The sequence below is a fragment of the Embleya sp. NPDC025285 genome (genome assembly GCF_055558835.1).
Window position 1 is genome coordinate 91,700 of record NZ_JBVHLU010000024.1, and the last position, 13,083, is coordinate 104,782.

9 protein-coding genes are annotated in these 13,083 nt (G+C 70.8%); 7 read left to right on the forward strand and 2 right to left on the reverse strand.

What is annotated here, in order from left to right; translation table 11 throughout:
• The first annotated feature begins 62 nt into the window (after positions 1-62).
• The 3 genes from ACZ4FV_RS18565 to ACZ4FV_RS18575 are packed head-to-tail and all read left to right on the forward strand — an operon-like array spanning position 63 to position 2,911.
• Positions 63-818 carry an MBL fold metallo-hydrolase gene (locus ACZ4FV_RS18565; RefSeq protein ID WP_402231955.1) on the forward strand — a complete coding sequence of 252 codons (756 nt, stop codon included), beginning with the start codon at positions 63-65 and terminating at the stop codon, positions 816-818.
• 29 nt (positions 819-847) lie between these two features.
• Complete coding sequence (locus ACZ4FV_RS18570; protein WP_395862001.1) at positions 848-1,678, forward strand: DUF3097 domain-containing protein; 831 nt, start codon at positions 848-850, stop codon at positions 1,676-1,678.
• 27 nt (positions 1,679-1,705) lie between these two features.
• The gene (locus ACZ4FV_RS18575; protein ID WP_465322911.1) at positions 1,706-2,911 is read left to right on the forward strand and encodes a WD40 repeat domain-containing protein; all 1,206 of its coding nucleotides are present in this window, start codon (positions 1,706-1,708) and stop codon (positions 2,909-2,911) included.
• 1 nt (position 2,912) lies between these two features.
• On the opposite strand, the gene ACZ4FV_RS18580 is transcribed toward ACZ4FV_RS18575, so the two are convergent.
• Complete coding sequence (locus ACZ4FV_RS18580; protein WP_465322912.1) at positions 2,913-3,311, reverse strand: Uma2 family endonuclease; 399 nt, start codon at positions 3,309-3,311, stop codon at positions 2,913-2,915.
• Between the two features lie 279 nt (positions 3,312-3,590).
• Entirely contained in the window at positions 3,591-4,484 is an 894-nt protein-coding gene (locus tag ACZ4FV_RS18585; protein ID WP_395861995.1) for a phenylalanine 4-monooxygenase, read from the reverse strand.
• Between the two features lie 312 nt (positions 4,485-4,796).
• Here ACZ4FV_RS18585 and ACZ4FV_RS18590 point away from each other — a divergent pair, with 312 nt between their 5' ends.
• From ACZ4FV_RS18590 to ACZ4FV_RS18605, 4 genes are read left to right on the forward strand one after another with little or no spacing between them, the layout of a single operon-like run.
• On the forward strand, positions 4,797-6,824 hold the full coding sequence (locus tag ACZ4FV_RS18590; protein ID WP_465322913.1) for a dynamin family protein: 2,028 nt from the start codon (positions 4,797-4,799) through the stop codon (positions 6,822-6,824).
• Positions 6,821-7,948 carry a cysteine peptidase family C39 domain-containing protein gene (locus ACZ4FV_RS18595; protein ID WP_395861991.1) on the forward strand — a complete coding sequence of 376 codons (1,128 nt, stop codon included), beginning with the start codon at positions 6,821-6,823 and terminating at the stop codon, positions 7,946-7,948. The genes ACZ4FV_RS18590 and ACZ4FV_RS18595 overlap by 4 nt, the downstream gene beginning before the upstream one ends.
• Before the next feature lie 43 nt (positions 7,949-7,991).
• Positions 7,992-10,742 (forward strand): dynamin family protein, encoded by a 2,751-nt coding sequence (locus tag ACZ4FV_RS18600; protein ID WP_465322914.1) that lies wholly within the window; start codon positions 7,992-7,994, stop codon positions 10,740-10,742.
• Between the two features lie 28 nt (positions 10,743-10,770).
• Entirely contained in the window at positions 10,771-12,744 is a 1,974-nt protein-coding gene (locus tag ACZ4FV_RS18605) for a dynamin family protein (RefSeq protein ID WP_395861987.1), read from the forward strand.
• The last annotated feature ends 339 nt before the right edge of the window (positions 12,745-13,083 follow it).

Sequence of the window (13,083 nt, forward strand, 5' to 3'; positions counted from 1 at the left end):
AGTGCCAGTGTACGGGTCACCCGATCCGGACCGTACCCCTGAGTCCGTGCCAAGGTTGACGCATGGTACGCGCCGAACAGCCGAAACACGCCACCTGGGAGCCGATCGGACCGGGCGTCCTGCGCCGTCGGCTGCCCGGCCTGGAGCTGAATGTGGCGGTCGTCACGGGACGCGACGGGATCCTGCTCGTGGACACCGGATCGCACGACCACGAGGCCGCGAATCTGCTGGCCTCGCTGGCTCGTGAGCTGCCCGCGCACGACCTGCCCGACCGGGTGGTCGCGGTGGTGAACACGCACGGTCACTTCGACCACTGCTTCGGCAACGACGAGGTGCTGCGCGCCTTCCCCGACGCCGAGGTCTGGGGCCACGCGGACCTGCCGGACTATCTGGAGCGGTACGCCGAGGCCGGTCGCGCGAGCGGCATCTCGCACGGCTTCGACCCGGATCTGATGAACGCCGCGCGGATCGTGCCGCCGACCCGGCTGGTGGCCCGCGAGCAGCCGGTGACCGTGGACCTCGGTGGGCGCGAGGTGGTGTTGTACGCGCCGGGCCGCGGACACACCGATCACGACCTGGTCGTGCACGTGCCCGACTGCGGTGTGCTGATCGCCGGCGACATCGTCGAGGAGAGCGGACCGCCGCTGTTCGGCTCGGACGCGTTCGCCGCCGAGTGGAGCGATTCGCTGGCCCGGGTGCGCGCGCTGGACGCGAGTGTCTGGCTGCCCGGACACGGCGCGGTGGTCGACACGGAGTTCGTGATCCGGCAGAACCGGTGGCTGGCCGACGTCGCCGCCGGGCGCGTCGTACCGGACTGACGGACCGTCACCCGGCTAGCGTCACCGTCATGCGCAGTTACGGACCCGAGTCGCTGATCCCGGGATGGAAGAAGGACAAGCCCGTCCCGGAGGTCGCGGCCGATCGCGATCTGGTGGTGGAGGAGGCGTCCACCGGCTTCTGTGGCGCGGTGGTCCGGGTGGAGAAGACCCCTGAGGGGTTCACCGTCACGCTGGAGGACCGGCACGGGCGGCTGCGGGTCTTCCCGATGGATCCGCGCGGGTTCCTGATCGACGGCGAGGTGGTCACCCTGGTCCGGCCGCGGGCGCCGGGGCCCGCGCGTGCCCCCGGGCGGACCGCGTCGGGTTCGGTCGCGGTGGCGGGTGTCCGGGCCAAGGTCGCGCGGGCGGGCCGGATCTACGTGGAGGGCCGACACGACGCCGAGTTGGTCGAGCGGGTCTGGGGCGACGACCTGCGGATCGAGGGCGTGGTCGTGGAATACCTCGAAGGCATCGACGATCTCCCGTCGCTGGTACGCGAGTTCGGGCCGGGTCCGGATCGACGGCTGGGCGTCCTGGTGGACCACCTGGTGCCGGGCTCGAAGGAGAGCCGGATCGCCGCGCGAGTGACCGGCGACCATGTGCTCGTGGTGGGACACCCCTATATCGACGTGTGGCAGGCGGTCCGGCCGGCGTCGGTGGGCATCGCGGCTTGGCCGGACGTACCGCGCGGAGTCCCGTGGAAGGAAGGGGTCTGCGCGGCGCTCGGCTGGCCGGTCGACCCGCCGCGGGCGTGGCGTCGGATTCTCGCGGCGGTGGATTCGTACCGCGACCTGGAGCCGGCGCTGCTGGGACGGGTGGAGGAGCTGATCGACTTCGTGACGGCGCCGTCCGAGGTGTGAGTCCCGGGCCGGCGCTAGCGTGCTCGGATGCGACAGGAACAGGTCACGCTCGTGCTGCCGGGCTCGGCCGGCCCCAAGTATCGAATGTTCGCCGTGCACGGCACCGAGTTCGTCCGTTCCGCCTGGTCGGGCAACGGGACGCCCCGGGACACCCGCCGGGATTTCACCGATGCCGGAGCGGCGCTGCTCGCGCTGCGGCGGGAGGCGGATAAGGCGATGCGGGCCGGCTTCGTCCGGCTGGGCGGGGCCGAGGACGAGGTGGTGTTGGAGTTCCTGCCGCCCGGCAAGACCTCGTCGCGGGGGCTGGACCTGCACCCGGACGGGCACACCGTGGTGGTCGGCTACGACGGCGCGATCCGACTGGTGGACGTGGCCACGGGGGAGCGGCGCACGGTGCACGCCGTGCCGGCGGCCGAGCGGCTGACCAATATCGGCGGCGTGTTGTTCGACGCCGGCGGAACGGCCGTGGTCTACACGATCGGCGGCGCGACCCGCCGGTTCGACCTCGACACGGGACGCGAGGAACAACTGGCCTGCTACCGGCAGTTCGAGGACGCGCTGTTCAATCCGTACGTGGTGCAGCCGTCCTGGGACACGGCCCGCGAGCGGCTCGTGGTCTTCGACGCGGGCGACCTGGTGCGGGTGTTGGACGGCGCGGGCAAGCCGGTGTGCGAGGTGTCGACGGCGTCGCCGACCACCGAGTGCCGCGGCGCGGCGCTGTCCGCGTCGGGCCGGCTGTTGGCGGTGTGGCGGGTGAGTCGCGGCGTGGTCTACGGGCATCGGGACGCGACGGAGGATCCGACCAACGAGGTCGAGGTGTGGGACGTGGCGGCCGGCCGGTTGACCGCGCGGGTGCCGCTCGCGTGGGAGATCGGCGAACTGGGCTTCGACCCGAGCGAGACGCTGCTCGTGGTCAACCGGGGCCGGGTGCACGGACCGTTCGCGATCTCGATCGAAACGGGCGAGCCGGCCTGGCAGTTCGACAATCCGCACCACCCGAACGGCTGGGGCACCTGCTACGCGTGGGCCTACTCCCCCGACGGCCGTCGGCTCGCGGTGGGCGGCCATCGCACGAGTGCGCTGCACATCTACGACGCGGACCTGCGCCAGGCCGACGCGCGGGCCCTGCCCGGCTACGACGACCAACGCGTGCGCCGCCTCGTCTTCTCCGCCGACGGCACCCTCCTGGCCACCGGCGGCGACTTCGGCCGAGTCTTCGTACGGCGGGTGTGAGTCAGCCGAACCCGTTGGTGCTCAGCGCCATCGCGAACGGCGCGGGCAGATCGAGCGGGCGACCGAACGGTCTGACCTGGATCCTCGTGTAGTCGCCGTCCTCGGGGTCCGAGAACAGCGAGCTCCGGTGCGCATCGCGATCGACCAGCAGGTAGAAGGGAATGTCACCCCGCGCATAGCAGCGCCGCTTTTGCTCCCGATCCAACTCCGGCCGTCGATCGGTGACCTCGAGAACGAGGAGCACCTTCGAGCACGGCATCCAGGCGGCGGCGCCACGGAATACGTCCAATGCCGCAGGCACGAAAACCCCGTCCGGAATGACGTGGTTGGGGGGGAAATGTACCGATGCTCGGCGCAACCAGGCCCTTGTTGCCGGAGAATTGCAGGTCGATGGCCGCATCTGCGTGAATACGGCGGATCACCGATGAGATCACGTGTTCATGGCTGCCGGGCGGCGTCACCCGCACCACGACTTCCCCGTCGACCAATTCGGGCCGCAGATCGGATGGGGTGTCCAGTTCGTGGAACACTTCCAGGAGGATGGCCGCCTGGGTATCGAGCTCTTGGGTCATCACGCGTCTCCCGGGTGTCGACGCGAGAGTATGAGCAGGTCGTACGGGTGAACGGAGAGTTGGTCTCCGATCACCCGCACGAGTGAACGACTACAACGAGTGGGGTGCTACGGCGTCTTCGCCGAGGCCGTCAGGGCGGCGATCGAGTCGTCGGTGCAGGTCGCCCAGAAGGTGCCGACGACGTCCTCCAGGTGGGTCATCGAGCGGGCCGCGTACAGGATGTCCTGGTAGTGGGTGATGTCGTACTGCATCGTGCCCATCGCGACCAGGTCCAGGTCGCGGATGTCGACGGTGCGGAACTCGCGGATCTCGCCGTAGGAGGACAGGATCCCCGCGCCGTAGGCCTTGAGCGCGCCGGCCTCGTGCATGACGCCGAATTCCAGGGTGAACCAGAAGACCTTCGAGACGAACTCCAGGGCCTCGCGGCTCTCCACCCGGCGGGCGGCCTCGCCGGCAACCCGGTACAGCGCCGCGAAGCGGTCCGAGGCGAGCATGTTGGCGTGGCCGATCACCTCGTGGACGACGTCCGGCTCGGGCGTGTACAGCGGCACGCTGTGGTGCCGGATGTACTGCGTCGAGTGGAAGTACGAGTCGGCCAGCGACCCGTAGAAGTCACGCAGCGGGACCAGGCCGGCCGCGGGCAGGTAGCGGAAGCCGGTGAGCGGCTGAAGCGCACCGCTGACCTCCTCCAACTGGGGGATCCGGTCCGTCGGCAGCTTCAGCCGCGCGGTGCCCTCCAGGTAGTCCGCGACCGCGTACTCCGCGTGCGATACGGACAGCTCGTGCGAGACGAGGCGCCAGACCTCGTGCTCCTCCTCGGTGTACTCCACCTCCGGGATGGGCTCCCCACGCCGGTGGTCCAGGGCCAGTTCCGCGATCCGGTTTCGGCGCTCGCGGTATACCGCGTCCGCGAATCCCGGGTGACTGCGGGACAGCTCGACCTCGACTCCGCCGTCGGCCCTACGGGTGACCGGGGCCAGATACTGGGCCTCCTCGAACATGCCATCTCCTGATCGCATCGGAATCGACTCGCCGGACGAGCCGAGACACCCACGCGACCATTATGCGCCGCTTACATACCATTTCGACCGGTCAGGCCGACTGGGTGACGACGTGGAGCAGGTGCGAGGGATCGCCTCGGCGCCCTCATCGCATCATCCGGACGGCCGTCACACAAGAGGCACAGCCGTTCCGTCGCCCGGCCCGAATCCGCTTTCGATCCATCGAGACGGGATTCGGGCCCGCGTGACAGGATCGCCCGTACATCGGGGAGGGCACCGTCGGGAGGGGGCGCGGTGGTGGATTCTCGCGGCATGGCCGGGGATCGTGCACAACGACGCGATGTGGTCGAGGCGCTCACCGAGACCTCCGATCACCTGGATTTCGCGCTCGCGATGGTCCGTCGCATCGTCGGCGACCAGGAGCGCCTGGCACAACTGACGGCACGGATCCGCGAGATCGAGACCCGGCTGCGGGACGACCGTTACTACCTCGCCGTGATCGGCGAGTTCTCGGCCGGCAAGAGCACCTTCATCAACGCGCTGCTGGGCGAGGACCTGCTGCCCACGTCGGCGCTGCCCACCACCGGCGCCGCGACCAGGATCACGCACGGCGACGAGTTCGCCGTCGAGGTGCGCTTCAGCGGCCACGGGATCCGCTACGTGTATCCCTCCGGGCGATACACCGGCGCGGCCAGCCCGCTCGGCGGCATGCTCGCCGACCTCGCGCCGCATGTGATCGTGCCCGAGGACACGGCCGGCGTCCTGCGCCTGCTCACCGCCGACGAGGCGATCGCGCCGCACGTACAGAGCCTGGAGGTGCGCCACCCCGCCGCCGCGCTGCGCGACGGGCTGGTGATCATCGACACACCCGGCACCAACGCCCGGGCCGGGCACACCGAGATCACCCGCGCCGTGATGCGCGACATCGCCGACGTCGCGGCGGTGCTGACCGCGTCCACATCGCCGTCGCCGGTGTCGTTGGCCGAGTTCCTCACCGACGCGCTCGATCCCGGACAACTGCGCCGCTGCATCATTTTGGTCACCAAGATGGACCACATCGACGAGGACGAGCGGGACGACCTGCTCGCCCACGTCCGCGGGCGGTTCGCCCGGATGTTGGGCGTGGCCGATCCGGTCGTCGAGCCGGTTGCCGCCGAGCCTGTGGTCCGGCTGGCCGGCAACCGACCGCTGCGGGGCCCCGAGCAGGCCTACTGGGCCGAGGAGTTCCCGCGCACACTGGCCCGACTCCGGGACCTGATGCAGCGTCAACGCATCGTCGCGGTGTCCGACCACCTGCTGCGGTTGCTGGAGGACCTGCTCGACGAGTTGCGCCGCGAGGTGACCCTCGCCGAACAGCGGCTCGACGCCGAGGAGAGCGAACTCGCCGGTGCCCGGATCGCCGACATGGCCGCCTTCGTCCGGGCCCAACACGGCGAGACCGCGCGCCTGCTCGGCGCCGGTGCCCAGCGCGCCCAGCAGGCCGTCGGCGGCATGGCGCCGCAGTGGTGGCGCTACACCCGCGCCGAGATCGACCACGCCCTGGACGGCGCGGAGACCCCGGACGAACTGCGCGCGGTGATCGGCGTCCGCGCGCCCGAGCTGATCCGGCAGGGCCTGCCCCGGATCGGCGACATCGTGCAGCAGGCGGTCACCGGCGCGCTGGCGACCGCGGCCGAGAGCGCGCGGGCCGCCGCGGACACCGCGTTCGAGGCGGCCTATCGCAAGCTCGGCGCGATCGCCCGAGCCGACGGCCCGGACCGGGTCACCGTGCTGACCGGGCATCAGCTCGCGGACGCGGCGATGCGCGCCTACCAGGACTCGGTCACCGGCGTGACCCAGCAGATCCGCGCCGTGCGCCTGGATCCGACCGCCCCCAGGACGCCCGGCGCGCGGATCGGCGGCGCCCTGGACCAGTGGTTCGGCGGCGGCCGGAACGGCGATCCGGGAGCCCCGTCGGGCCGAGCCGGATTCGGCGGTTTCATGGCCAAAGTGGCCGATTCACTCGCATCCACCGACATGACGGCCCTGCGGAACCACGCACGCGCCGAAATGCATCAGACACTGCGAACCGTCGCCGACGGTTTGTCCCGACAGATCGACGAGGCCGTCGGGGCGGCGACGACGCACTACTCGCTGGACGTCTCTCGCCACGTGGACCGCTATCGGGCCAGGTACGAGGCGGCGGTCGCCGAGATGGTGGCCGAGCATCACCGCCGTGAGGATATTCTCGCGGCTCGCAGAAGCCTGTTGCAGGACGCGGACAGGCAGACGGAACGGCGCCGCGGCACGGTGAACAGCCAACGCGAGCGCCTCACACGCCGGGGGGAATTCGGCAGATGAGCGACTACACGCACGACGACGACCTGTTCGCGATGGTCTCCGACGACACCATCGACACGCTGGACACCGCCGACGGGGGCACTGTCGGGGCGGCACCACTGTGGGAGACCGACGCGGGCGGCGAGTCCAACGGCGCCTACCCCAACTCCACTCTGCCGTATACCGACCCGAACTTCGATCCGCTGCACGACCCGAACTACGACCCGTTCCACGCGGACAGCGACGGCGACGGCAAGATCGACATGTACGACCCGCAGATGTTCGACCCGAACGACGGCAACGTGCCCCCGGCCACGCCCAGTCAGCAGTGGCGCGACGACCAGCTCGCCAACGACCCTTACGCGAACGACCCGTACGCCGATCCCTACGGCGATCCCTACGCCGACCCGTACGGCGACCCCTACGGCAGCGACCCCTACGGCGGCTCCGACCCGTACGCCGACCCGGCCGGCTACGACCCCGGGCCCGCCGCGGACCACGGCCAGGGCGTCAGCCCGCAGTGGGGCGCCGTCGACGACGGAAGCGGCAACTGGGAGTACCACGCGCCGGACAACTGGACACCGGCCCAGTTCGACGGTTTCGGCGACCCGGTGGGCGACGCGCAGTACTGGCAGCAGCAGACCAGCCCGACGAGCTGCGCGGTGGTCTCCCAAGGGATGATCCTGGAGAAGCTCACCGGCGTGCCGCTGGACGAGAACGCGCTGATGACCGAGGCCCAGCAGGCCGGCATCTACGACCCCGAGACCGGCACCAGGACCGACGACATCGGCAAGCTGCTGGAAATGCACGGTGTGGACACGGACATGGTTCCGGGCGCCGACATGCGCCAGATGCTCGACGCGCTGGAGAAGGGCGACCAGGTCATCGTCGCCCTGGACGCGCAGGAGATCTGGTCCCCCGTGCACGACCCGAACACCGGGGCGCCGCTGGAGCAGGACCCGACGATGGGGCACGCCGTGTGGGTCACCGGCATCGACACCCAGCCCGACGGATCCGTCTACGTCCTGCTCAACGACTCCGGCGCGCCGTTCGGCCAGACCGAGCCGATCCCGCTGGCCGACTTCGTCAACGCGTGGCAGGACCGGGACACCACGATGATCGTGGCCCACCCGACGCACGCCTGATCGTTCGACATCACAACGGATTCGATGGGAGTAGGGACCACACATGTCGTTCGATCGTGAACACGTGCTGCGCCAGGCCGCGCAGGTACAGCCGCGCCGACGCCCCGGCGTCGCGGGCCTGTTGAGCGGGATCCACCGCAGCGACGAGCTGCGCGGCTGGGTCACCATGGAGTCGGTGGCGCTGCCGCCGGTGCCCGAGCGCACCGCGGCCGGCTGGACGTTGTGGAGCCTGATCGGGGTCGGCAAGGCCACCCCCGGGCGCCGCGAACTGCCGATCCACCCGGTGTGGGGTGCGGTCCAGTGGGCCTGGCCGTCCGAGGACGTGCTGCGGCACGTGAAGCTGACCGAGTTGCCCGAGGTCGCGAAGTCGGTCGAGAGCACGATCGGGGACGAGGCCGCCTGGGCGCTGTCGATGCGGCCGGAGGGGCTGGCCGAGCGGGCCCGCTTCTTCCAGTCGCTCGGCCGCTTCCTGGCCGACCCCGAGGCGGACGCGAAGGGCGGACCGAAGATCCTCGCCGGGCTGTACGCGCGGGTGATGCCCTCCGGCGCGGTGGCCGCGTACCACCAGCTCGTGCCGAGCACCGCCTCGTGGCTGCGCGCGGGTGCGCCGCGTGAGGCGGCGCCGCGTCGCGACTCGGGCGACTCGCCCACCGGCCGACCCGGCCCGTCGGGGCAGACGGCGGACCGGAGGCAGGCCCCGGCTCCGGGTCCGCGCCCGGCGGGCGATGCCTCGACCGTTCCGGGGCCGAATCCGGACTGGGCGGGCCGCCTCGCGGGCGGCCCGTCCGGCGCGGGTGGCCCGGGTGGATCCGGCGGGTCGGGTGCGTCGGGTGGGCCGACGCCGGTCGCCTCGCCGCCGGCCGCACGAATGCCGCAGGCCGCACCGGCCGCGCAGGTCGTCGCGCCCGCGCCGCCGGCACCGCGTACGCCCGTCACCCCGCACGGCACCCCGGCCGACGCGCCGGCCGTACCCGCGTCCGCGCCGCCCCCGCCCGGATCGGTGACCAGCCTGGTCAAGCAGGCGCCGTCGGCGACCACGCTCGGCCGGCGGATCAACGACGCGCACAAGATCGCCGACGATTTCGGCCTGGACGCGATCGCCGGTGAACTGGACCGACTGCGGGCGCGGATGCGCCGGCCGGGACTGCGCGTCGCGGTGGTCGGCGAATTCGGCCGCGGCAAGACCTCGCTGATCAACCGACTGCTCGGCGCCCCGGTGTTGCCCGAGGGTCGACACACGCCCGTGCCTCTGGTGATCGCCTCCGGACCGGAGCCGCGCCTGGAGTTGCAGTTCGCCGACGGGCGGGCCGAGCCGCGGCCGGCGGTGTCCGCGTCCTGGGACGAGGTGCACCGGCTGAGTGAGCGTCGGGACTCGGACGCGGCCCGGCTGATCGGCGTCCGGGTGCTCGTCGCCGAACCCGAACTGGCCCGCCTGGACATCGAGTTGGTGGACACCCCGGGCATCAACGCCGGGCGCGGCAAGGGCGAGGACGCCGAGGAGCACGACCGCCGGACCGAGGACCTGGTCCGGCGCACGGTCTCGGCGAGCGACGCGGTGCTGATGGTGGTCTCCGCGAGTGCACCGCTCGGCCTGTCCGAGACCGCGTTCCTGGAGGAAGAGGTGATCGCCCGGCACGTGCCGCGGATCACCGTGGTGGTGTCCAAGCTGGACACCGTCGACGAGGACGAGCGCGAGGACATCGTCGACTACCTCGGCGGCCGGGTGCGCCGCATCTCGCCGATCCTCCAGGTGCTGGCCGGTCCGCATCGCGAGGACCTCTCGCCGGTGGCCGGCGTGCTGGAGCGGATCACCGAGTACTCCACCTCCGGCGGCCGGCGCAGCATGCGCTCGCGGCAGACCGCCGGCCAACTACTCGCGCTGCTGGGCGAGATGGCCCAGGTGGGCCGGGACGGCCTGGCCGCGGCCGAGCTCGGCGCGGCCGAACGGCAGCGCGCCGCCGAGCGGTCCGAGGTGGAGATCGACCGGATGTCCTCCGAGTGGGGCAAGGTCCGGGTCGAACTCCAGCAGCGGCGCACGCAGACCGCGGAGAAGTTCCGCGAGCACCTCCAGCTCTCCCGCGGCGACCTGCTGGACACGATGCGCTACGAGATGGAGCGCGCGCCGGACCCCCGGACCTGGTGGGAACGCGACCTGCCGTTCCGCCTGCGTCGTGAACTGACCGCGCTGGCCAAGAAGTTCGAGGCCCAGTTGCATTCCAGCGTGCAGGCCGACGTGCAGTGGTTGGACGCGAAGATGAAGCTGCACTTCGGGCGCGGCAGCGGATACCGGCTGGAGAAGGTCGAGCAGCTCTCCACCGAGTTCGAACTCGGCGAGGCGGAGTCGCTGGGTCTGAAGGACCTCAAGAGCCGCAAGCTCGCCTGGCGGATCGGCCCGACCGGCCTCGCCGTCCTCGGCGCGCTGCTGATCCCGCTCACCGGTGGCGTCTCCGCGCTGCCGATGGGCGCGAGCATGGCCGCCTCGGCGGGCGGCATGGTGCTCGGCGAGGTCAAGTCGACGTCGCTGACCGAGGCACAGCGCGCCCAGGCGATGAAGGCGCTGGAGCCGATGGTCGAGGACGTGCTCGGCGGCTTCTCCGAGGAGGTCTCCAAGCGCCTGCACACGCTGTACGCCGGGGTGATGGACGAGGCGGTGCGGGGCCAGAAGGCGTGGCGGACGGATCGCCGGACCGCGCTGGCCAAGGTCGGCACCGATGGACCCGCATGGCAGGATCTGGTCTCGCGCAGCGAGCAGCTCGGGGTTCAGCTCGACACCATGCTGGGCGCCAGAGGCTGAGACGCCGTCGAGGAGGGGAGCGTTCAGGGTGGACAAGGGTCACGGGGCGGCCGATGGGGCCTACGCGGGTTACGGCGCGTGGCGGGCACGGCAGGAGACCCTGGTCGGCCTGATCGACCGGCTCACGCCGATCGTGGCCGGGTTGCGGATCGGCGCGGGCGTCAAGAAGTTGGACTCGTTGAAGCAGCGGGCCGCGTCCGAGGCGTTCAAGGTGATGATCGTCGGCGAGTTCAAGCGCGGCAAGAGCACGGTGATCAACTCGATGCTGGGCGAGAAGGTGCTGCCCTCGTTCGCCCGGCCGTGCACCGCGATCATCAACGAGGTCACGTGGGGTGACACCCGCTCCGCGCTGATCTATCCGCTGGAGGCGGATGGTACGGCGGGCGAACCGCTGACCGTCGGCGTGGACGAGATCGCCGACTACGTCACCATCGGCGCGGACGACGACAACACCCCGAACCCGTACGAGCGGGCGGTGGTGCGCTGGCCGCTGGAACTGTGCCGCAACGGCGTCGTGGTGGTCGACTCGCCGGGTCTCAACGAGGCCCCGGAACGCGAGAAGGTCACCCTGAACTACCTCGAACAGGCCGACGTGCTGGTGTTCGTGGTGGACTGCCAGGCCGCGATGTCGCGCAGCGAGCAGCTCTTCCTGGACGTACACGTCAAGGCCCGCGGCCACGAGGACGTCTTCTACGTCGGCAACAAGATCAACCTGGTCGAGGAGGAGGAGCGCGAGGACGTACAGCGGGAGATCCGCAAGCGTCTCTCCCCCTATCTCTCCCGCCCCGACCGGGTGTTCTTCGTGAACGCCCGGGCCGCGCTGACCGGCCGGCAGAAGGGCGACCCGGACCTGCTGGCCGGCTCCGGGATGCCCGAACTGGAGCGCGGTCTGGAGGAGTTCCTGACCCGGGAGCGCGGTCGGGCGAAGATCCTGTCTCCCGCGCGCGAGCTCAAGTACCTGCTGATCGAGGCGCGCGAGCAGATCGACCGCAAGGAGGCGCTGCTGACCCAGGACGTCGAGGAGCTGCGGGCCACCTACGAACGGGTCCAGGGCCCGCTGACCCGGCTGGAGCAGAACCGGCGGGTGATCGTCGCGCAGATGGAGGAGCACCTGCGCGAGACCCGCGGCGAGGTGGAGGCCGCGACCCGGCGGTTCATGGACCGGGTCGCCGCGAACATCCCGAACTGGGCGCAGGAGTACGACCCGAGCAACACCATCGGCGCCAATCCGTTCAACGCGCGCGAGAAAATGGAGGCGGCGGTCAAGGAGATCACCGACCATCTCTCCGGGCGGGTCCAGGTCGAGTTCGCGCAGTGGCAGGAGAACGAGCTCAAGCCGCTCGTCTCTCGTCGCGTCGAGGATATGGAGCGGATGATCGACGACGACGTGAAGCAGTTCGTCACGCGCATCGACGAGATCCGCGCGTCGCTCACGTCGGGGCCGGTCGGCACGGACGAGGACGGCAAGCCCTCGACACCGATCGAGCGGCTGCTCGCGGACGCGGTCAGTTTCGTGCTCGACCCGGCGACGGCGGTCTCCGGCGGCAAGTTCAACCTCCGGTCGATGCTCACCGCACTGCTGCCGCAGATCGCGGTCGGCACGGCGGCGTTCCTGGTCGGTCTGGGCCCGTTCGTGATCCTCGGCGCGGTGCTCGGCTCGACCGTGTTCAAGGGCGCGCTGCAACTGAACAAGGCCAACCGCCGCCTCAAGGAACAGGTCGCCGAACAGGTCCAGTTGGAACTGCGCAAGCAGGCCGACACCGATGTCACCAACCTGGGCGAAGAGGTCGTCAAACAACTCCGCAAGATGCGCGACGCGATCGCCCAGGGCCTGGACGCGGAGATCAAGTCGATCCGCGACGAGGTCGGCGCGGCCCTCCGCACCAAGGAACAAGGCGAGTCCGATGCAAAGCGCGAGAGCGGCGAAATGCGCCGCTACGCCCAGGAACTCAACCGCGTCGACGAGTCCCTGGCAGACCTGATCATGGACGTGGCGATGTAGGCACCACCCACAAACGCCGGCCGGGCAACCACAACCCGACCCAACAGCCCCGCCGGCGTTTGAGGCCAATCAGCCCGGCCGGCGCATGAGGCCACCCAGCCCCGCCGGCGCTTGAGGCGAAACAGCGCGGCCGGCGTTTAAGGCCACCCAGCCCCGCCGGCGCTTGAGGCGAAACAGCCCGGCCGGCGTTTAAGGCCACCCAGCCCCGCCGGCGCTTGAGGCGAAACAGCCCCGCCGGCGCATGAGGCCACCCAGCCCCGCCGGCGCTTGAGGCGAAACAGCCCCGCCGGCGCATGAGGCCACCCAGCCCCGCCGGCGCTTGAGGCGAAACAGCCCCGC